Annotated in this window: 19 protein-coding genes; 8 read left to right on the forward strand and 11 right to left on the reverse strand. The window is 40.9% G+C overall.

All coding sequences use genetic code 11. The annotated features are described in order from the left end of the window. Window positions 1-193 precede the first annotated feature (193 nt). The 4 genes from PVK79_RS07065 to PVK79_RS07080 all read right to left on the reverse strand — a co-directional run bounded on the left by PVK79_RS07065 (window position 194) and on the right by PVK79_RS07080 (window position 3,037). Complete coding sequence (locus PVK79_RS07065; RefSeq protein WP_257326745.1) at window positions 194-1,042, reverse strand: substrate-binding periplasmic protein; 849 nt, start codon at window positions 1,040-1,042, stop codon at window positions 194-196. A gap of 587 nt (window positions 1,043-1,629) precedes the next feature. After that, the gene (locus tag PVK79_RS07070) at window positions 1,630-1,995 is read right to left on the reverse strand and encodes a response regulator (RefSeq protein ID WP_257326746.1); all 366 of its coding nucleotides are present in this window, start codon (window positions 1,993-1,995) and stop codon (window positions 1,630-1,632) included. 53 nt (window positions 1,996-2,048) lie between these two features. Continuing rightward, entirely contained in the window at window positions 2,049-2,591 is a 543-nt protein-coding gene (locus PVK79_RS07075; RefSeq protein ID WP_182732135.1) for a DUF6942 family protein, read from the reverse strand. After that, window positions 2,588-3,037 (reverse strand): YaiI/YqxD family protein, encoded by a 450-nt coding sequence (locus tag PVK79_RS07080; protein ID WP_145239874.1) that lies wholly within the window; start codon window positions 3,035-3,037, stop codon window positions 2,588-2,590. Before PVK79_RS07080 ends, PVK79_RS07075 begins: the two co-directional genes overlap by 4 nt. A 123-nt stretch (window positions 3,038-3,160) precedes the next feature. On the opposite strand from PVK79_RS07080, the gene PVK79_RS07085 reads away from it, so the two are divergent. From PVK79_RS07085 to PVK79_RS07095, 3 genes are all read left to right on the forward strand, one after another. Continuing rightward, the gene (locus tag PVK79_RS07085) at window positions 3,161-3,697 is read left to right on the forward strand and encodes a lipocalin family protein (RefSeq protein WP_149981969.1); all 537 of its coding nucleotides are present in this window, start codon (window positions 3,161-3,163) and stop codon (window positions 3,695-3,697) included. A gap of 248 nt (window positions 3,698-3,945) precedes the next feature. Beyond that, entirely contained in the window at window positions 3,946-5,847 is a 1,902-nt protein-coding gene (locus PVK79_RS07090; protein WP_257326748.1) for an alkaline phosphatase PhoX, read from the forward strand. 79 nt (window positions 5,848-5,926) lie between these two features. Then, the gene (locus PVK79_RS07095; RefSeq protein ID WP_425607879.1) at window positions 5,927-7,603 is read left to right on the forward strand and encodes a hypothetical protein; all 1,677 of its coding nucleotides are present in this window, start codon (window positions 5,927-5,929) and stop codon (window positions 7,601-7,603) included. 219 nt (window positions 7,604-7,822) lie between these two features. On the opposite strand, the gene PVK79_RS07100 is transcribed toward PVK79_RS07095, so the two are convergent. The 3 genes from PVK79_RS07100 to PVK79_RS07110 are packed head-to-tail and all read right to left on the reverse strand — an operon-like array spanning window position 7,823 to window position 10,106. Next, window positions 7,823-8,158 (reverse strand): DUF3325 domain-containing protein, encoded by a 336-nt coding sequence (locus PVK79_RS07100; RefSeq protein WP_145239865.1) that lies wholly within the window; start codon window positions 8,156-8,158, stop codon window positions 7,823-7,825. Beyond that, window positions 8,158-9,765, reverse strand: coding sequence for a PepSY-associated TM helix domain-containing protein (locus PVK79_RS07105; RefSeq protein ID WP_145239863.1), 1,608 nt, complete (start codon window positions 9,763-9,765; stop codon window positions 8,158-8,160). Before PVK79_RS07105 ends, PVK79_RS07100 begins: the two co-directional genes overlap by 1 nt. After that, on the reverse strand, window positions 9,762-10,106 hold the full coding sequence (locus PVK79_RS07110; protein ID WP_145239861.1) for a hypothetical protein: 345 nt from the start codon (window positions 10,104-10,106) through the stop codon (window positions 9,762-9,764). The genes PVK79_RS07105 and PVK79_RS07110 overlap by 4 nt, the downstream gene beginning before the upstream one ends. Window positions 10,107-10,365: 259 nt before the next feature. On the opposite strand from PVK79_RS07110, the gene PVK79_RS07115 reads away from it, so the two are divergent. Genes PVK79_RS07115 through PVK79_RS07130 form a run of 4 tightly spaced genes read left to right on the forward strand, consistent with a single transcriptional unit; the run spans window position 10,366 to window position 12,489 of the window. Continuing rightward, a complete protein-coding gene (locus PVK79_RS07115) occupies window positions 10,366-10,728 on the forward strand; it encodes a VOC family protein (RefSeq protein WP_145239859.1) in 363 nt (120 codons plus the stop codon). 46 nt (window positions 10,729-10,774) lie between these two features. Continuing rightward, the gene (locus tag PVK79_RS07120) at window positions 10,775-11,149 is read left to right on the forward strand and encodes a VOC family protein (RefSeq protein ID WP_182735315.1); all 375 of its coding nucleotides are present in this window, start codon (window positions 10,775-10,777) and stop codon (window positions 11,147-11,149) included. Beyond that, window positions 11,139-11,729, forward strand: coding sequence for a uracil-DNA glycosylase family protein (locus PVK79_RS07125; protein ID WP_182735314.1), 591 nt, complete (start codon window positions 11,139-11,141; stop codon window positions 11,727-11,729). Before PVK79_RS07120 ends, PVK79_RS07125 begins: the two co-directional genes overlap by 11 nt. Before the next feature lie 4 nt (window positions 11,730-11,733). Further along, window positions 11,734-12,489 carry a phytanoyl-CoA dioxygenase family protein gene (locus PVK79_RS07130; RefSeq protein WP_182760091.1) on the forward strand — a complete coding sequence of 252 codons (756 nt, stop codon included), beginning with the start codon at window positions 11,734-11,736 and terminating at the stop codon, window positions 12,487-12,489. Window positions 12,490-12,560: 71 nt separating this feature from the next. Here the strand turns inward: PVK79_RS07130 and PVK79_RS07135 are convergent, their stop codons facing one another. Then, window positions 12,561-16,622, reverse strand: coding sequence for a DEAD/DEAH box helicase (locus PVK79_RS07135; RefSeq protein ID WP_257326749.1), 4,062 nt, complete (start codon window positions 16,620-16,622; stop codon window positions 12,561-12,563). A 105-nt stretch (window positions 16,623-16,727) separates the two neighbouring features. Then, window positions 16,728-17,288, reverse strand: a complete 561-nt coding sequence (locus tag PVK79_RS07140; protein WP_257326750.1) for a short-chain dehydrogenase — start codon at window positions 17,286-17,288, stop codon at window positions 16,728-16,730. A 131-nt stretch (window positions 17,289-17,419) separates the two neighbouring features. On the opposite strand from PVK79_RS07140, the gene arfB reads away from it, so the two are divergent. After that, on the forward strand, window positions 17,420-17,833 hold the full coding sequence (gene arfB / locus PVK79_RS07145; RefSeq protein ID WP_145239847.1) for an alternative ribosome rescue aminoacyl-tRNA hydrolase ArfB: 414 nt from the start codon (window positions 17,420-17,422) through the stop codon (window positions 17,831-17,833). 1 nt (window position 17,834) lies between these two features. On the opposite strand, the gene hemH is transcribed toward arfB, so the two are convergent. Together hemH and nosR are read right to left on the reverse strand one after the other, a co-directional pair. After that, window positions 17,835-18,854, reverse strand: coding sequence for a ferrochelatase (hemH, locus tag PVK79_RS07150; RefSeq protein WP_145239845.1), 1,020 nt, complete (start codon window positions 18,852-18,854; stop codon window positions 17,835-17,837). Between the two features lie 96 nt (window positions 18,855-18,950). Next, window positions 18,951-20,237, reverse strand: coding sequence for a response regulator c-di-GMP phosphodiesterase, NosR family (gene nosR / locus PVK79_RS07155; RefSeq protein ID WP_149982010.1), 1,287 nt, complete (start codon window positions 20,235-20,237; stop codon window positions 18,951-18,953). Window positions 20,238-20,255: the final 18 nt, after the last annotated feature.

A 20,255-nucleotide genomic window follows, 5' to 3' on the forward strand; every position in this document is an offset into this window, starting at 1 on the left:
ACGAAGGGCGATTATTTAAATTTCAGCGGTAGTGCATTTTACAGCTTCTCTCTGTTAGCCCGCCAACTTAACTCTTTCTAACTCATCTAATGAGGCGAATAATATTTTCAACGCCAGCATCTGATTAAAGTGCAAAAGGTCGCTCTAAGTAAACGCCGGGTTAGGTTAGGCTTATTGTCACGTAAAGCATGAACTACGGGTTAACTCGTTGCTGTAGCTTGGCTTGGGGCTGATAATCACCTTGCTCTAAACCTCTAAAGTAAGCTTGATAACGGCCGTTTTGCTTAAACTGTAATAAGTACTGATTAAAGGTGTTAAGCAGTTTTTCACTTTCGCTGCTATTTTTTGGAAATAGTAAGAAGCTTTTATTAATTAACAGGGGTTTGGGGTGGTGGCTAATAACATTAACAAGATCGGGTAGTTGGTGTTTGAGGGTAAAGTAGCCAACACTTTGCTCTTCGGCAAAGGCGTCGATACGCCCTAGTGCTAAACGGCGGAAGTTTTGCTCGGTATTACCTACCCGCGACATTTCAAAAGAGCCTTCGGCAAGGGCTTTATCAAACTCTGGGCCATAACTATAGCCAAGCCCACCACCGAGCAATAGGCCTTTTAAATCTGCAATATTTTGCCAATCAAAATGGCGCTGCTTTTGATAAAAAAACACAAATCGTTCACTGAGTACCGGTTCGCTATATAAGTAAGCCGTTGCTCTTTCGTCACTGAACATCCATACCGCAGTAGCGGCATATTTGTTATTTTCGGTATCGTGATATGCACGTGACCAAGGTAAAAATGTAAAGTTAACGGTAATGCCTGCTTCAGCAAATATATCGCGAATTAAATGCGCTACTACACCTTGGTAGGGCAGCGATTCACTGAGAAAAGGCGGCCATTCACCTGCGCTAAGTTGAATTGTCGTTGAGTCAATACTTCGCGCTGTCGGTACTGCTTTAGTGGCGTTACTTACACACAACAGTAGTAACAGACTCGCGTTGCATATATTACGTAATCGTTTAGCTGTTCGCATTGTGTAATTTAGCATTTATGAACATGGTAAAAAATCTGTATTGGTTATAAATTCCTCATTTATGATACTACAGTAGCGATCACGCAAAAGCGAATTAGTTAATAAACTTGTGTGCGGCTTGTATGAGTTGTCTGATGAGTGAAACCTGGTTGTGGTGTGAAGCAAAGCAAACTGACAGTGGCGATTTAATAGCAGAGTTTGGCTGCGCAAATTAATTACCGAGCGATACAATTTCACCTTGTAAGCAGGGCTGCTCTGCGATTGCTTGCTGAATATTGGTGATCAGCTTATTGGCAGGTCAAGGAATTGCGTTAGTGAGGCGACGTTTAATTGAGTCCCATATCAAATTCGGGCAGTTAGAAGTTTACCCAAATTTTGAATATAACTGCCACTATAAATATTATTTAGTGGGCCCTAAGGAGCATTTTAATTGGCCAAAGGTAATCGCTTTTCAAGCTTGGTTATTATCTAGATTTCAGCAAGATGATGACGCACTTAAACAATGTTTAAAGTAATATAGCGTTGAGATTGACTAACTTTCTAACTTTCTAACTTTCTAACTTTCTAACTTTCTAACTTTCTAACTTCATAACTTCATAACTTCATAACTTCATAACTTTCTTTAACTGGCTATCTAACACATTTAAATTAAATGGTTTTACAATAAAGCCTGACACTTTCGCGGCGATAATTTCTTTGATTGCTGTGGAGCTGTCTTCGCAGGTGATCATTAACACCGGGATTTCGGCTAACTCTTGGTCATCACGAATACGATTGAGTAAAGTTTTGCCATCCATTTTTGGCATATGCAAGTCGGTGATAACTAAATCATAGCCTTGGTTTTGTAATAAACTTAATGCTTGTATTCCATCAGTCGCTTCAACAATATCGTGATAATTTAGTTTTCTTAACATATTTATTAATACATGGCGCATCAAAGGCATATCGTCAACGACGAGGATTTTCATAAAGTTAAATTGTCCATAATATTCAAATTACCTTAAGGTTAGTTAACAAAGTCTTACTCTGCCACAAAACACTGGGCAACTAGCTGACTAAGTCGCGCTATTTTTATATTGCTAAGTTGGCGGTAATCAAAGTATGGACACACAATCAACTTGTTTACTTTATCGATAGCAAATTCTTCATCTAACCACTGTAATTGGCACTGTAAGTGTCCTTGCTGCAGCAGCGCTTTAGCATAGGTGCGTCCGGCAATAATATGCAAGGTATTATTGTTATTTAAAACCGGAGGGCTAAAAAGTAAGGCAGTTTGACTATTAAGCTGCAGCAGTTGTTCATCACGATAGTGTTGCCAAGTCGGGGCGAGTTTGGCGAATTGGTAATACTCGCTAGGCAGTGCAAATAACACTTTAGCATATACATTAAATACTTTACGCCAGCCATTACCACAGGCTTGGTTGATGCTGGCAATTTGTCCATCCACACATGAAGTCACTGTACTTAGGTTGGTGTACTGTGGCATCGGTGGTACATTCGCTACATACACAGCGACTGTAAAAGCTGGGTCACCAAAGCCTATATTACTTGCAGCCTTACTCATTTATTTTTAGCTAGAATGCGGTCTAGATTATTAGCAAAGTTTTGACGATCACTTTGGCTAAGCGGTGGCGGTCCGCCGTTCATTTCAACGCCACTTGAACGCATAGTATCCATAAAATCGCGCACATTTAGTAACGAGCGAATATTTTCACTGGTATACAGTTCGCCGCGAGGATTTAGCGCTTGGCCGCCATTATCGATTACTTCTGATGCTAGCGGAATATCACCGGTGATCACTAAATCATTGGCTGCAATACGTTTGACTATTTCGTCATCAGCCACATCAAATCCTGATGAGACCTGCAACCGGCTAATGTATTTTGAAGGCGGAATACGCATTGCATGATTAGCGACTAAAATTGTTTCAGTTTGCGTACGCTCTGCGGCACGAAACAAAATTTCTTTGATCACCACTGGACAGGCGTCAGCATCAACCCATATCTTCATTGTTAACTTCTAATAGTTAGTAAAAAAATGATCCTAACCTAAGGCTTTTAGAACAACTAGTATTAAGTGAACTTTTTATGCTTTACTGCGTTGGTGGCCTAATTAACTATCAAGGAATCAACGATGAAAAATCAATTATTTATCACTCTTACTCTGTTCGTCAGTAGTTTACTGCTTGGCTGTACTGGCATGCCCGATAAGGTTGCACCAGTGAGTCCTTTTTCCATCGAACAGTACCAAGGTAAGTGGTATGAAATAGCCCGATTAGATCACTCTTTTGAGCGGGGTTTAGATAATATAACAGCGGATTATACAATTAACGATGATGGCTCTGTAACTGTGCTAAACCGTGGTTTTAATAGCGAGGAAAACAAATGGAGTGAGGCTCAAGGTACTGCGAAATTTGTTGATAGCAATGATGTTGGTCATTTAAAAGTATCGTTTTTTGGTCCTTTTTACAGCTCTTATATTGTATTTAAGTTAGACCAACAAAATTACCAATATGCGTACGTATCTGGCTACAATAACGATTATTTGTGGCTATTATCGCGTACCCCCACTGTGAGTGAGCAACGCTTAGCTGACTTTAAAGTGCTTGCGCAGCAAAAAGGCTTTGATACTGACAACCTGATTATGGTTAAACAGAACAGTACACCATGACTGTAAATCCCCTTTACAGTGAATCGATGGCACTAAAGGGTGCCATTTTTTAGCTTTCAACAATTCATACGCCTTTTTAGTAAATATAACTAAGAAGATGTAATTCATTAGTCAAAGTTACGTCCCTAAAACATCATTTATATGTAAGAGAACTGAAACAACTTCTGGTCACACTTATTCTTGAAATTTTTCTAACAATAATCAGGCTCGGTTGAAACTTTTAACAGGCCAATTTCAAGGAGTAAGTAATGAAGCGTGTAGCATTATCTTTAATTGCTGGAGCCGTCACTTTAGCATTAACAGCGTGTAACGGAGACGACGGAAAACAGGGCGAGACCGGTTCACAAGGTCCTGTCGGTGAAGCTGGTGTAGATGGCAGCAACGGTGTGAATGGTTCGGATGGAGCTAACGGCACGAATGGCAGCGATGGCACAAATGGTGTTGATGGTGCTAATGGTGTTGATGGAAAAAATGGTGGCAGTGGCTTAACACGGTTAGCGACTGTGCCAGCGGGGGCTGAAGTCACAGGCATTTTTTTAAGTGATGGCGGTGACTTGTTTTTCAACGTTCAGCATCCGTCAGACACGAATACGGCAAAAGATTCAGTTAATGGTAAAGTTATTGATCGAGGCACTGTTGGCGTATTACGTGGGGTAAACTTTAATAATTTACCGCGTAATATTATCAATTCGCCAGTACCAGAAAGTGAGTTTGAACGCCAAACTGTGATTGCAGCGCTTGGTGAATATCAAATTCTTGGTCAAACCGGTGATACTTATGCTGAGTTAGGTGACAGTGGTCTGGCTGGTGGTTTAGGTGTGCACTACGGTATTAATAATAATCAAAAAATCATCGAAAATAATAATCCAGATTTTAATGGTTTTATTGCTGCAGGCGAAAACGAAGGCTACCTCTTTACTAACTGGGAATCTTACCCTGGTGGCGTAAGCCGATTAAAAATGTCAAAAAGTGCAGAAGGTGCTTGGTCTGTGACCGATGCTATGATGATCAACTTTGACGCAGTGAAGGGGACGGCTGCTAACTGTTTTGGGTCAGTTTCTCCGTGGGGCACCCCGCTAACTTCAGAAGAGTGGATCGTTAATTCAACGGTTAACTCAACCACAGATGCATCATGGAATGATCCGAGTGATACAGGTACAGATGGTATCGAAGCACTTGTTACTCCTGATTTCCCAAATCCTTACCGTTATGGTTATATCGCGGAAATTCAAAAACCAATGACCGATGCGCCAGAAGTGGTAAAGCATTACACCATTGGTCGTTATGAGCATGAAAACTCGGTAGTTATGCCAGATCGTCGTACCGTATATTCATCACAAGATGATACCGGTGGGGTATTATTTAAATTTATTGCCGACCAACCAGAAGATTTATCCGCAGGTACTTTATATGGTGCAAAACTAACCCAAGATGCCGGCTTAAACGAGCCAACTGTCACTGGTTTTGATGTGCAGTGGGTTGAGCTTGCCAGTGGCAGCAATGTTGATATTGAAACCTGGATTGCACAATACGATGGTATTAATACCAGCGATTATGTTGCCGGTAAAACAAGTTATATGTCACTGGCTGATGTACAAGCATGGGCAGATGGTAAAGCGACATACCCTAGCGAGGCCGAAGGTGGTAGCCCTGTTACAGCAGGCAAACCGATGGATAACCGTGCAGCATTTTTAGAGTCTCGCCAAGCGGCTAAAATGAAAGGTGCTACCGCCGAATGGCGTAAGCTTGAAGGTATTAGCATCAATCATGATCGTGTACTCGAAGCGATCACTGGGCAAGATGTTATTGCAAATGAAGTTGTTACAAAAGCGTACATGTATATCGGTATTTCAGATCTCGATAACACCATGGTTGATGACGAAGGCGATATTCAACTATCAAGACGAGTAAAAGACTGCGGTGGTGTATACCGTGCGCACATTGATACAAGTTACAGCTTAACTCGCATTGAACCGGTGATTATGGGCGGTACATATCGTTCAAGCCTGACTGGCGCTGAGCGTTGTGATGTTGAACAACTTTCACAACCAGACAATGTGATTGTTATGCGTGATGGTCGTATCATTATTGGTGAAGATGGCTTCCAAGAAAACAATACGTTGTGGATGTACGATCCACAGTCTAAGTAATTTAAGCGTTAGATAAAGCGTTTTTAGGTGGGTAAACCCTGTGTTTACCCATTTTTTAGAAAAAAATAGAGTCATAAAAATGAAGTATTTAACCCCCTTTATATTACTGAACGTTGTTTTACTCACTGGGTGTTTTGATAATGAGATGCCAATGAGCGACGTTACGTATGTTCAACAAACCTCATCATCTACCTCACTATATTCAGCGCCTTATAAAGAGGGCGATGATATTCCCGCGCTTGCGTATATGCAATATGATGAAGAATATAATCCGGAATCGGTTATTCCACCGCAGTGTTATACCAAAACCCAGGGCAAAAATAATCCTTGTTATGCCTGCCATCAAACAGACAAGCAAGATAAAAATCGCCCAAATACAATGAATGATGGGCATTTACAAGGTGTGTACGAGTTTTCAGATCTTGGACTTAAAAACCACTGGAAGAATCTTTTCATTGATAGAACCGATTTAATTGCGGGTATTTCAGACGCTCAAATAAATAGTTGGGTAAACCAAGATAATTACGGCAGCTTTATTAAAAAACTCAAAGCTAATCCTGATTGGCAAGGAGAAATAGCTGAAGTTAAAAATTTAGCTTATCCAGCTCAGGCATTTGATGAAAAAGGTTTTGCTAAAGATGGCAGCCATTGGGTTGCCTTTAACTATAAACCTTTTCCAAGTACTTTTTGGCCAACCAACGGTTCAACCGGTGATGTAATGATCCGCCTTGGAAAAGAATTTCGTGAGCGTGACGGCATCTACAATCAGGATGTTTATATCGCTAACTTAAGTCTGGTTGAAATGGCGATAAAAGATTTAGCGCAGATAAGTACACCAGATATTTCAGAGCGGCGTATTGGTCAGGATCTAAATAACGATGGCAGGTTATCGGCATTGGTAAGTAATATAACTAAGCAGCCCAATTATGTAGGGGATGCAAAAGACATAGAGTTAAGTTATCAGTTATACCCACAAGATACTGAGTTTTTACATACGGTACGTTACATTGGTGTCGATGAGGATGGTCAAGTCTACAATGCACCACGCATGAAAGAAGTCCGCTACATGAAAAAGCATCGCTTTAAATCTAAGCAATTGCTGGCCTCCTCGTATTATAAAGAAGCGAAAGAAAAGCACTTTGAAAATCTGCCACAAACTCGTTATCTAGGCGATAAAGGCATAAACAATATGTTTGGTTGGACTATAAACGGTTATATCGAAGATGCTCAAGGTGATCTGAGGCCTCAACATAAACAAGAGCTGGCATTTTGTAATGGCTGTCATAAAACGGTGGGATCAACTTATGATCAAAGCTTTTCATTTCCGCGTAAAGTACAAGGGCGTGATGGCTGGGGTTATATTGATTTAAAAGCCATGACCGATGTACCAAATAAAGGTGAGCAGCAAGGGGAGTTTTTAACTTATTTTGAACGTGTTGGTGGCGGGGATGAATTTCGTCAAAATCAAGAAATGCTCATGCGTTGGTTTAATCAAGATGGCACTGTGAATAAGCAAAGAGTGAAGCAGGCAAAAAATTTATATGAGTTAATTACGCCCTCTAAAGAACGCGCAACTAAGCTTAATAAAGCCTACTTTACGATCATGAAAGAGCAGAGCTACTTATTTGGCCGCGATGCAACACTATTAAAAGCTAAAAATGTACTGCAAACAGTTGACGACTCACAAGCACCACTTGAAGAACAAAACCGTTATGTGTGGGACATGCAATTAGATTGGTCTACTGCTACACAGTAATAGGTTTGATATGTTTTATATTAAAAAGTAATTACTAGGTAATAAATATGACACATTAGAGGGATATCATATTCCACATAGATTGATTGGCAATAGCTTCAATCAAGCTATTTGTGACATGAGTATCCCCCTACTATTTATAACCAAATCATTTGGATATAGGCAAACTAAGTTAGTTTGCCTTTTTTTTTGCTCAGATCATATTTTTACTAACTAAGCTTAAAAAACAGTTAAAAACAGCCCACTGAGCATTACAACGGTGATATTTAAAGCAGTCATTATTTTTACCCAAGATGCTTTGAAGCTATAAAAAATCATTAATATTAAGACACTTAGCGCCATGTAACCACAAAATAGTAAAGCGCCGTAGCCGTTATGTTGTACAACACTCAGTACTAAGCTTAGTAAAATACTGATCCAAGCAGCGATCAAAAACTGTTTACTGAGTTTGTCGCTAGGGCGGGTTTTAAATACATCACGGTAATGATTAAATTTAGCCAAAGCAAAACAATTAAATGCCAGTAAACATAGGCTCAATTGCAGTAATTCATGCATTATGGTTGCTCCTGTAACTTAGTTTTTGCTGAACGGCGCGCCCGTTGTTGCGGTGTTTTAGCCGGAGTGTGAGTTGGTATTTTTTTGGCCTGAATTACAAATAAGGCTGCAAATATTAAGCACATTAAATCAAAACTAAACAACGCCCATTGGCCGTTTAGCAAGTAGCTTATTAGATTGCCATTGGTGGTAAGAGCATTAATAACAGGCACGCTGAGACAGGCGATACCGTTTATCCACGCGAGTAAAATCCACTGCGGCCTTGCGCGTTTAAATAGCGCAAACAAAGCAACGGCTAGCCAAGTCACAAAGAATGCAAGTATTTCTTTATCAGCGCGCTCAGGGGTTGTCATAGGCAGTAACCGGTTGGCAATAAAAAATGCGCAGGTTGCAAGTGGTAAGCCCATTAATGTGGCAAGGTTTAACCCTTCTACCAACTTTAAGCCAATTGTAGCAGGTTGGTCTTTTTTCATGCGTTCGCGAATACGCTTAGCCCACATAATACAGCCAGTTGCTATCATTACACAGCCAGCTACGCCGCATAAAAAGTATAACCAGCGTAATAATGGGTTAGCTAAACGGCCTGTGTGTAGGGCTGTTAGCGAGTCATAGAACACTTCAGTATTGGTTAATTGGGCAGCAGTTTTAGCTATTAAGCTGCCATCTACACCGTTAAATAATAAGGTGGGTGTTTGGTCGCGAACTAGGCTAGCGGTATCTGCACGGACTGTAATTGTGGCTGAGGCTTTATTTGGATCACGAATTGATATTTGTGTTAAGTCAGCATCAGGCCAGTTAGTATAAACTTGATCTAAAATAGTATCGATGGCTATTAATGGGGCGCTATCTGGGCTAGTTTTGGTGCGCACATTAGTGGGTGACACATCGTTAAATAAACCACGAATACCATCTTCGTATGCGGTCATTGCTGGATAGGGGAATAACATAAATATTAGCGTGATTAGGCCTGTATAGGTGATCATAATATGAAAAGGTAACGCCAATACTGACGATACATTATGACCATCTAACCAACTGCGGCTGCCTTTATTGGCACGAAAGCTAAACATATCTTTAAAAATACGTTTGTGGATCACCACCCCAGATATCAGCGCTACCAACATAAATAAGCTCGCAAAGCAGACAATCCAACGGGCTGTGCGTACATCAATGTAATGTAGGTCAAAATGCAGTCGATAAAAAAAGTTACCACCTCTGGTGTCTCTTGTTTGTGCTATTTCGTCGCCTGTTTGTGGGTTGATATTGTGCTCTTGCCAACCACCAAAACGCTTCCCTTCAGGACGAGGCTTTTCATAAGCATAGTTAAGCTGCGGTTTTCGCTCTGTGGGCAAGTAAATTCCCCAACGCGTAGACTCCGGGCCTGCATTTTGTAGGTAATTAATACCACTGATAATTTGGCTACGCTGTTGCGCTACACGCTGTTCAGGCGCTTGTACATTGTGCAGTGCTGGTTGATTCCATAGCGTTATTTCGTCCCGAAAAAAACTCACCGTGCCGGCAAAAAATATTAAATAGAGTAGCCAGCATACTAATAATCCAACCCAGGTATGCATCCAGGTCATGGAGCGGAAAAAACTCTCTTTCATAGCCAACCCTTTAGTAATGATAAGATCAGAGCACACCCTGAAGTAGTTAGTAAAATAGTGATCCATATTTTAGGTAATGACTTAACTGCAAACACCCAAATAAACACGCAGCTGTACACTAAAATAGTCAGGCTGATACTAAGCAGTACAGCATCTGATTTTTTCAGCGGTAAAATAATACTCAGTAACGCGGTAAACACGGCAGTAAAGGTATAACCACCAACAATGGCGGCAAAAAAGCGTGAGATAACAGCAAAACGGTAAGCATGGGCTTGATAAGCTTGGCTTAATTTAGATCTTATAGAGAGTGTTTGGCTGTTTTTGATAGATTGAGCGTGCATGATGATCCCTCAAAGTCCCAAATGGGGGCGAATAAAGGGGGTATTATATATTCTAGATACAGAAAAGATAGTGATTCGTATTTTCTTTGTTGTTTGTCGCGACGACAGCGCAATAATACTCAGTATATTTACTTAGTAAAATGATGATCTGCTTTTATCATTTGCTGTTTTAATTGAAAAGTTCGCAAATTTTTCAACTGCTTGTATGCTTAGTGATTGGAAGGCTATAAGCCGTTACATTAATTTTTTAGGGAGTACTATGTCAGCACACAAAAAACTTAATTATGTTGAATTTGCCGCAGCAGATTTAATCGCCACTAAGGCATTTTTTAGTGCGGTTTTTGATTGGCAGTTTATTGATTATGGCCCTGAATATACGTCATTTAGTGCTGATACAGCTGGGCTTGATGGCGGTTTTTATCAAGCTCCACTTAGCTCATTAACGCAACATGGCGCAGCTTTGTTAGTATTTTATAGCGAGAATATTGCGCAAACACAGGCTAAAGTAGAGCAATATGGCGGGAGTATTATAAAACCAATTTTTGATTTTCCAGGGGGCTGCCGATTCCATTTTACCGAGCCCAGTGGCAATGAATTTGCAGTGTGGTCAGAACATAATTGAACGCAAAAATAGATCATAATTTTACTAACTCAAGGAAATGAATTGAATGACAGATTTGAGTTGCGAAGAAATTAAAGCATTTGTACCAGCAAAAGATTTTGCGCTTAGTTGTGCGTTTTATCAGCATATGGGCTTTCAAATCGCGTGGGAAACCCCAGATATGGCGTACTTTTACCACGGAGACTGTAGTTTTTTACTGCAAAATTTTTATAATCCAGAGCACGCTAAAAATTTTATGATGCACTTATTAGTTGCAGATGTGACAGCATGGCATGATAAATTAACAGATGTGGGGTTGGCGCAAAAATATAATATAAAAATTACTGAGCCAAGCTTGCAAGCGTGGCAAATGATTGATTTTGTTATTTATGATCCAAGTGGTGTGCTGTGGCGAATAGGGCAAAGCAGTGATGATGGCTAGCACCTTGTTAAAGCAAGTTAGTCAATGCGTGATCTGTGAATCTGAGCTGGCGCTTGGGGCACGTCCGGTGCTGCAATTTAATCCCAGTGCGCGTATTTTAATTGCAGGGCAAGCGCCGGGGCTTAAAGTACACCAAAGTGGCATTCCATTTGATGATGCCAGTGGTAAGCGGCTGCGCGAGTGGTTAGGGCTTAAGCCATGCGATTTTTATGATGTAACTAAGGTTGCTATTTTGCCGATGGGCTTTTGTTATCCAGGTAAAGGTAAGTCAGGCGATTTAGCGCCGCGTAAAGAATGCGCACCTGCATGGCGTTCCCAGCTTTTAGCGGCACTGCCCAATATTAAGTTAACCATAGTGCTGGGTAAATATGCCCAAGCGTACCATTTACCACACACAAAACATTTACCCCTCACTGAGTTAGTAAAATCATGGCGTGAGTATTGGCCAGATGTTTTGCCATTGCCGCACCCGAGTCCGCGTAATAATATTTGGCTAACTAAAAACCCTTGGTTTGAGCGTGATGTGGTGCCACAGTTGGCGCAAACTATTCAAGCAATTTTGCAATGTGAGGATGATTAGTTTGATGATCAATACCCAATTTGAGCAGTATGGTTTTTTTCATGTAAAAGGTTTTTACACTGAACGTGAACTTGTGCATGAGCGCGAAGTGATCAATTGTTTTCATCAGCAATGGATCGCAGATAATCAACAGTTTTATCAAACCAAGGCGGTTAATAGTGCCTATTTAACTGCAAATACCTATTTAGATGAGGCCCAGCGCTTAGTATTATTTAAGTTTATTGCCAGCCATAAGTTAATGGCTCAAGTTGATTCGATACTTGAATCAGCGGCCTTTATGAATACCCAGTTGTTTTTTAATCCGGTTAATCCTGAGCAAGAAAATTATTGGCATCGTGATATGCAATACCATTTAAGCTTGGCGGAGCAGCAAGCTGCGCTATCGGGTCCTGAAGTGATACATTGTCGGGTTGCGCTTGAGGATGAGCCAGGTATTGAGTTAGTACCAGGTACGCATCGACGTTGGGATACCCCTGATGAGCTGGCAACTCGGTTGGCTATTGATCACAACAACACCAGCGATGATTTAGCCACCGGCCATGTGATAGAAATGCAAGCAGGGGATTTATTAATTTTCTCGGCAAATATGATCCACCGTGGTTTATACGGTAAAGACCGCTTAGCGCTGGATATTCTTTTTGGTGAGCCACAGCCCCATGTACTGCATTTTGTTCAGGATATCTGTCTGCCTACTCCAGCGATGATTTCGACATTAGAAGATGCCAGTGCCTTTGCGGTTACTTTGGCACACCAAGAATAACCGCGCTACATAGACCTGCCTAAAAACCACATGGGCTACTGTAATAATCTCGAAAGATAAACAGGTCTGAGCTACATTTCGCTGTTACTTAACAGCGCCAGTAGTTGATCTTTAGACATTTGCCCAGCATCACCACTGCCGGCGAGTACTTTATCTGCGAGTGCTTGTTTATGTTCGTGCAATTGCAGGATTTTTTCTTCAATGGTATTTTGTGCTATCAGTCGGTACACAGTAACGGGGCGTGTTTGCCCTAGGCGATGCGCGCGATCTGATGCTTGTTGTTCAACCGCGGGATTCCACCACGGATCGAGATGCAGTACATAATCAGCCGCCGTTAAATTAAGCCCCGTGCCGCCTGCTTTTAAGCTGATCAAAAACAGTGGTGCATGACCTGCTTGAAATTTATCAACTTGTTGTTTGCGTTTGTTAGTACTCATGCTGCCGTCAAGATAACAATAATCGATGCCGCGTTTTTGTAAGCGCTTTTCAACCAGTTTTAACACATCGACAAATTGGCTGAAGATCAGCGCTTGGTGGTTGTTTTCTAGTAATTCTTCAATAATTGCTTCTGCGGTGTCGAGTTTACTCGATGGCAACTTACTATTTTCCAGTAACAACTGCGGGGCAATACAAGCGCGGCGTAATTTAGTTAATGACGCCAAGATAGTAATGTATTGGCTGTCTTCCTGATTTGCTTGTTCAAGTGCGTTTAAACGAGTTGCTTCGTACAGTGCTTGCTCTTTTTCACTTAATGCAAAGGTTAAGTTTATTTCGGTTTTTTCAGGTAACTCGGTCAATACCGTTTGTTTGGTCCGACGCAGGATAAATGGAGCAATGAGGGTTTTCAGGGTATCGGCTTGTTGTTGGTTTTTATCGGCGTTACCAAAGCGCTTTTTAAATACTGGCAGGGTATGTAAAAAGCCTGGCATTAAAAAGTTAAACAAGCTCCACAGTTCACCTAAATGGTTTTCGATTGGCGTGCCTGACAGGGCAATTTTAAATTGACCATTGAGTGCAAATGCGGCTTTAGCTCTTAAACTCAAGGGGTTTTTAATTGCTTGTGCTTCGTCAAAGACAATATTAGCAAAAGAAAATTGCGCCAGTTGTTCACCAATTAGTGGCAGTAAACCATAACTGACGATCACTAAATCGTGTTTACCAGCCGTTGCCAGAATATCAGCGCATGCAGTGGCGTTTTCAATGATTTTTACATGCAAAGCCGGCGCGAATCGCTCGGTTTCAACTTGCCAGTTATGACACACAGATTTTGGCGCAACCACTACACTGGCACCTAAACTACTGCGCATTTGTAACACGGTTAAGGTTTGTAAGGTTTTACCTAGCCCCATGTCATCGGCTAAACAAGCATTGAGTCCCCAGTTGGCCAGTTGCATTAGCCATTTAACCCCGACTACTTGATAGTCTCGTAAAATATGGACTAAATGTGCAGGTAAGGTAGGGTCGATAGTTTGCTCAAATTTAGCTAAACGCGTTTTCCAGCTGTCACCAAATGTGACATCACCTAAGTCGGCAATGCTTTGGTGTAAAGGCAATGCACGCGCGTTGGCAATCCGTAGTTCATCACTTGGGTTGTGCTTATCAATATTTTGCATCCCTTCTAAGCGATTTAATAAGTTAGTTAAACGCTGATCCAATAATAATGAATTGCCTTCCGAAAACTCTAAAATGCTGCCACGGCGCGGGGCTTTAAGCAGGGTTTGTAATTCGTATATTTGGCCGCTAGGGAGTGAGATTTTACCACTGACGCTTAACCAATCGTTATCATCATTTAAGTTAAGAGAAAGGTGCTGGCTTTTCGCAACTTTCATGCCTTGGCTCGTTTCGTCCCAACTTAATACCAGAGACTGTGCTTTTTGCGCAGCTTCAAGTAACTCAATTGCTTGGCTAATATCTTCAGGTAAATAAAACTGCTGTTGAATTTGATTATGTTGCGGTGATTGCCGATCAGCAAATAATCCGGCCATATTTTTCAGTAAATTTCTAAACGCTTTTTGCTCTGCTTTTAAATCACGTTTAATAACAATGCTGTCGGTTTGCTCATCATCAGTATGTGCGAGTGTCAAAGCACCAATGCCGGGCTCAACCCAAGGGCCATCTACGCCATTTGGCATGGCATAAAAGTTAATGTTGATACCTAATTGGGTAAGAGCGATCACTGCGGCAAATTCACACAAGCCTTGGCGTACGTTGTTGATATGAGCAAACTCGGTACGCTGGCTGCTAATATGATGCTCGTTAGCCAGTACTTGTAATGCGGCATTTAGTTGTGGCAGTTTTTCTTCGGTTAAATTATTGGGTTGTTGCTCAAATAATTGCAGTAATTTGAGCTGTTTGTCATCAATGGCGAATACTTGGTAACAATTTGCGTGACTGTGGATAAGTAAAAAGTCACAGTCCGGATCGCTGATACTCGGTTGCATTACCAGGCGATAGCAATCATTGCTGTCTTGTGCAATTTCAATGACAAACTCGCCTTTGATCAGCGTAAGTGGCTGTCCATTGTGATCTTCAAGCCCTTTAAACCCTATTAATGCTTGTAATACCGCGGCCGTTGCGTGTATCTCGTGATAACCAAAACCGGCATGGTTGTTGAGCACTTGTACTAAGTTATGATCGGCGCTGGTTAATGCATCTTGATACTGGTTATAAGCAAGTTCTTGGGCGTTTACTTTACGACCTTTGGTCCATTCGCCTTTGGCATTGAGTTGCTGTACTTTGGCTTGTATGAGCGGTAAATCTAAATGGGTTAAATCCAGTTGCCATATAATTCGTTGCTGCGCAGTGGGCGTATCAATTTGGCTAATATCATTAAGCCAACGCTGCCATTGTGGGACGCGGGTAAAGTGCTGTAATAAACCAGTATTGGGTAATGGTGTGTCATCGCTAAGCCAATTAACTAAGTGCTGGCATTGCTCAGCTAACCAGTGTTGATGCGCATTAATTGCGCTATTGAGCTGTTCTAACAGTTCAGTATCACCCCTTAGATGATTTACCTGTTCGTCTGTGGCGTTTTTAATAATTGCCAGTAATAAGCAAAATAATGGCGCTAATGCATTCGGGTTACCAAGTAGATGACTTAAGCTGTTGCTTAAACGATGGTTTTGATAGTTAGCTAAATCCTCTTCCAGCAAATAATCAATCGCTTGGCTTGGGTGGCTTAATTCCCCAAGATTTTTTTGATACCATTTTCGACAGGTATTTAGTTGTTTAATATCTGCTGCGGTTGCACTGATAAATAGGCATATAGTGTAAAGTAATCCGGTGATCTCGGTCGGATAGATGCCTTTGCCAAAGTTTTTTCTAAACGCTGTTAAAGCGCTTTTATACTGTATCAAAGCAATATCAATAAACTCACCCTTGATGGCATTGGTATTTGCTTCATAAAAAGTGGCTAAAACACGGTCTCTTTTATCATCTAGCAATTCAGCAAAATTATCTTCTTGTAATAATATGGCTAAATTCTCATTCAGATAAATACGTTTTCTCAGCTCTGTTGTTGGGAGCGCTTTGGCAATCAGAGTCGGCCATGCACGCTCACTGGTGAGATTGAAAAATTGACCGCGGATAAAGTTATCTAAGCAAAGCTGTTGCCATTGCTCAGGTAGGCATTGCCACAGTTGCTCGCTGTATGGTGATTGCGCGAGCAAATTAACAAAGCCGCTATCAAGCTCAAGTGATAAATCACCAGGGAGCGGTTTTTTTCCGCTTTTTGCGCGGTCAAGATCATTAAATAGCAGGTGCAGAAAGTGCACTGCTTTATCGTGGTAATAATAGCTTTTTGTAGCTTCGGTTAAGAAAGCATGCAATAAAACTGGCTGATGTTTTATCGCATTAATAGCTACATAAGCAACTGCGCTAACTGATATACGAAAGTTTGGTCCGTAGGGGAGCTTCCAAATTAAATCTTTAGATTCGAGTTGTTTAGTGTATTTAGCGACTTCAGCTTGAGAAAATGAATAGCCATTTTTAATGTGACTATAAAGACGTTTAGTGAGCTGTTGAACAGAGTTCTCATAGCCATGCGATGAGCCACTTATTATCAGTGCAAGTAATACACACAGTTGTTTTTGGTCGTTATCAGTTGTGGCGGGCGGCAAAGTACTTAATGGCATAAAATCAATAATTAAAGTCGCTAATGATTGCAGCCAGTATAAGTTTCAGCTGGGGGAGTTACAACCAATAAAAAAGCGACCCAAAGGTCGCTTTTTTATAAAAACCTATTGCACTTTGGCAAACAGTTTTTGTAGTTGCGGCATATATTCTTTAATTAGTTTTAAATTACTTTCGCTAACAACCGGCGCACCTGTATTAGCAGCATTAGCTGAGTTACCAAGTGTGCCCATCATTGAACTAGCGCTGTTATTTTTCGAGCCGCCCATACTTTGCAAACCGCCCATTAACTGATTTACTTTATCTTTGTTTTCTGGCGATAAATTACCTTTGATGTTTTCAAGGTAAGCCATTGAGACTTCAGAACCCATAGTAATTAGTTGTTCAGGGGTGAAACCATATTTATTGGTAAGGGCTGCAAACTCTTTGTATAAATCATTATCTTTGATTGTACCAAGGGCGCCTAATGCCATTGCAGTCGAGCCCCCTTCAGAGCCACCTAACATACTACCCAAATCCATGCTTTTTAATGAATCTTGACTTTGTGACCAATCAACAACCGCGGGTAATGCTTTCATATAACCTTGTAAATCTTTTTCTGTGATATCTGCCGCAAGGCTTGAAAAACTCATTGCTAACAAACTAAGAGATAAAATTATTTTTTTCATGTTGAGCACCTTTATTCAATTGTTAGTTGCATTAAAGACTATTAATTAGATAACCGCTATAAATTAAAGAGGGTTTTAGTCTGTTAACATCAGATGATATACTACATTTTTGCCTGATGTAGCTGAACCTCATGTTAATTATTTCAAATACCGTAACAATCGATGAATGGGAAGTCGAGCTGTCAGCTATTCGTTCACAAGGAGCGGGTGGTCAAAATGTTAATAAAGTGGCCAGTGCGATCCACCTTCGCTTTGATATTAATCGCTCAAAGTTACCAGAGTTTTATAAAGAGCGGTTGTTGGCGTTCAATGATAGTCGTATCACTAAAGAAGGTGTGATTGTTCTCAAAGCGCAAAGTCATCGAACTCAAGAGCTAAACAGGGAAGATGCGTTAAAGCGACTAAAACAGCTTATTTTATCAGCCACTAAGGTTGAACGTGCTCGTCGTGCTACTAAGCCAACACGTAATTCACAGCGCAGACGCATGGATAAGAAAACCAAACATGGTAATACCAAAGCGCTGCGCGGCAGTGTTAAAGTTTAATTTATAAGTTTGGTTTAAGCACCTCAAATAACGCGTTAATATGATCGTCTCTATCATTAAGCGCAGCTATATAACGGTATTTTTCACCGCCAGCTTGTTCAAAAATCTCTCGGTTTTCACCTTCTAATTCTTCAAGTGTCTCAAGGCAATCAGCGCTAAATGCAGGGCTGATAATAGCCACGTCTTTAATCCCTTCGCTTGGTAAGCTCTCAAGGGTTGCATCTGTGTAAGGTTTTAACCACTCAGCTTTACCAAAACGGCTTTGGAAAGTGGTGATCACTTTGTCTTTGTCTAGGCCTAGCTTTTCTACCACTAAACGGGTGGTTTGTTGGCATAGGCAGTGATAGGGATCGCCATTATCTAAAAACTGTTTAGGCATACCGTGGTACGAAAACACCATTTTTTGTGGCATACCGTGTTTTTCTAAATCTTCGCTAATGCTGTTAGCGAGTGACTCTAGGTAGGTTGGGTTTTTGTGATACCCATTTATAAAGTGAAGCTCTGGCACCCAGCGCCATTTTTTTAATACATTCGCCACGGCATCAAATGTTGAGCCTGTCGTTGGGCTTGAATATTGTGGGTAAAGTGGCAACACAATAATGCGGGTTAAGCCTTTATCTCTGAGCTCTTCAAGGCCCGCTTCGATTGATGGATTACCGTAGCGCATCGCCATAACCACTTCGGTATTGGTATAGCCATGCTGTTTTAATAAGGCATTTAATTTAAGGCTTTGCTGGCGTGTAATATGGGTCAGTGGCGAGCCATTTTCAGTCCAGATACTTTTATATAGTTTAGCTGAGCGTTTTGGGCGAATACGCAAAATGATGCCATGCAGGATGATCATCCACACAATACGCGGTATTTCTACGATACGAGGATCTGACAAAAACTCACGTAAGTAAATACGCAATGCACTTGCTGTTGGGGCATCGGGGCTGCCTAAGTTGGTCAGTAAAATCCCTGTTTTTTGATTAAAACGCTGATCATGAGGGTTATCGGTAACGGCTGAAAATCGCGACACGCAATGCTCCTAAAGCAAAATAGACGGTTATGGAATATATGCTATTAATATTAATAGCTTATTGTAACGAATGAAAGGGTAAATAGGATCACTGATTTACAATGATTTGATCATGATCCTAAATGGAGTCGGTTTTTTAGCTTCTAGTTGCTGTAACTTTTCAATGGATTTAGCACTAAATATATGCCCCTTTGGTAGCAACATAATACCCGTGTGACTATGCAGTGCATGGCTAAGTACCATATTGATGGCTAGCTCTTTGGCCGTTATTATTTTCATCGAGCCTACTTTTGCTTGCTGCTTAATACATTTAACTCGGCAAGCCTCCAAAGCTTGCACTAATTTAGGATGGTAAAAGTTACCGCTGTACATTTTTACTGTTTCGAGTGCATGTTGGTGCTTTTCTTCATCTTTTAAATTACTTTGTTCAAATGCATCCCAATAGTCACGTGCAAGCGCGAGTATCATTGCACTAAGAGGAATATCATTACCTTTTAATCCTTTAGGTAGGCCATTACCGTTATAGCGTTCGTACTGGTGATAAATGGCGTCAGACACTTCATGCAGATGAGTCGCAGGCATTAACATCAATTGTGCTGTACTTGGATGCGTATAATAACTTTTGCGTTGCTGTTCATTAAGCGCATGCACGGGTTTTTCATAAAGTGCGGGATCCATTGCTAACAGCCCTATCTGAGCTAAGTAACCAGCCATTGCCGCCATTTCTATATTTTTTGGCGGTAGCTGCAACTGTTTTGCTATTTGCGTACAGGTATTGGCAATGTTCTGCGCTTTGGTGCCATCTAAATATGGATTGGCATTAATGAAATTATAGAGCAACTCAACTGTTGAACTATGTTCGTGTTTTTCATGGGCGTTGGCAATTTCGAGTTTTTTAAGTACTTGTTTTATTTGTTTGGTTCTTTTTTCAACGCGCTGTTCAAGGGAACTATTAAGTTCTTTGAGGACTTCATTATGGCGATTAATTTGTTGTTGGAGTTTCAGGTTTTGTTTTTTAAGTTGATATTTTTCAATACTGTCGGTGATGGAACGTAGTAATAAGTCATTTTGCCATGGTTTTTGGATATAGCCATGGATCTTGCCTTGATTAACAGCTGCTAAGGTGATTTCGATATCTGCATAACCAGTAAGTAAAATACGCTGAGTATCAGGTGCTAATTTTTGCGCTTGTTGAAAAAATTCAGCGCCATTCATTTTTGGCATCCGCATATCGCTAATAATTACATCAAATTCATACTGTTTGATTAATTTTAGTGCATCTATAGGTGAATCACTGGTAAGTACCGTAAGTTGCTGCGTTTTGAACAGCCGCGATAAAGAACGTAGTACAATCTCATCATCGTCAACGCATAATACTTGCATGGTTGGTAGGTCTGCTGA

Origin of the sequence: Pseudoalteromonas rhizosphaerae (genome assembly GCF_028885455.1) — a bacterium.
Lineage (GTDB): Bacteria > Pseudomonadota > Gammaproteobacteria > Enterobacterales > Alteromonadaceae > Pseudoalteromonas > Pseudoalteromonas rhizosphaerae.

Bases quoted from the DNA above. Each gene is read 5' to 3' on its own strand.
- PVK79_RS07115 (WP_145239859.1), top strand. From the start codon at position 10,366: ATGTCAGCACACAAAAAACTTAATTATGTTGAATTTGCCGCAGCAGAT.
- PVK79_RS07085 (WP_149981969.1), top strand. From the start codon at position 3,161: ATGAAAAATCAATTATTTATCACTCTTACTCTGTTCGTCAGTAGTTTA.
- PVK79_RS07070 (WP_257326746.1), bottom strand. From the start codon at position 1,995: ATGAAAATCCTCGTCGTTGACGATATGCCTTTGATGCGCCATGTATTA.
- PVK79_RS07080 (WP_145239874.1), bottom strand. From the start codon at position 3,037: ATGAAGATATGGGTTGATGCTGACGCCTGTCCAGTGGTGATCAAAGAA.
- PVK79_RS07090 (WP_257326748.1), top strand. From the start codon at position 3,946: ATGAAGCGTGTAGCATTATCTTTAATTGCTGGAGCCGTCACTTTAGCA.
- PVK79_RS07100 (WP_145239865.1), bottom strand. From the start codon at position 8,158: ATGCATGAATTACTGCAATTGAGCCTATGTTTACTGGCATTTAATTGT.
- PVK79_RS07075 (WP_182732135.1), bottom strand. From the start codon at position 2,591: ATGAGTAAGGCTGCAAGTAATATAGGCTTTGGTGACCCAGCTTTTACA.
- PVK79_RS07130 (WP_182760091.1), top strand. From the start codon at position 11,734: ATGATCAATACCCAATTTGAGCAGTATGGTTTTTTTCATGTAAAAGGT.
- nosR (WP_149982010.1), bottom strand. From the start codon at position 20,237: ATGCAAGTATTATGCGTTGACGATGATGAGATTGTACTACGTTCTTTA.
- PVK79_RS07095 (WP_425607879.1), top strand. From the start codon at position 5,927: ATGAAGTATTTAACCCCCTTTATATTACTGAACGTTGTTTTACTCACT.
- PVK79_RS07120 (WP_182735315.1), top strand. From the start codon at position 10,775: ATGACAGATTTGAGTTGCGAAGAAATTAAAGCATTTGTACCAGCAAAA.
- PVK79_RS07135 (WP_257326749.1), bottom strand. From the start codon at position 16,622: ATGCCATTAAGTACTTTGCCGCCCGCCACAACTGATAACGACCAAAAA.
- PVK79_RS07140 (WP_257326750.1), bottom strand. From the start codon at position 17,288: ATGAAAAAAATAATTTTATCTCTTAGTTTGTTAGCAATGAGTTTTTCA.
- PVK79_RS07125 (WP_182735314.1), top strand. From the start codon at position 11,139: ATGATGGCTAGCACCTTGTTAAAGCAAGTTAGTCAATGCGTGATCTGT.
- PVK79_RS07110 (WP_145239861.1), bottom strand. From the start codon at position 10,106: ATGCACGCTCAATCTATCAAAAACAGCCAAACACTCTCTATAAGATCT.
- arfB (WP_145239847.1), top strand. From the start codon at position 17,420: ATGTTAATTATTTCAAATACCGTAACAATCGATGAATGGGAAGTCGAG.
- PVK79_RS07105 (WP_145239863.1), bottom strand. From the start codon at position 9,765: ATGAAAGAGAGTTTTTTCCGCTCCATGACCTGGATGCATACCTGGGTT.
- PVK79_RS07065 (WP_257326745.1), bottom strand. From the start codon at position 1,042: ATGCTAAATTACACAATGCGAACAGCTAAACGATTACGTAATATATGC.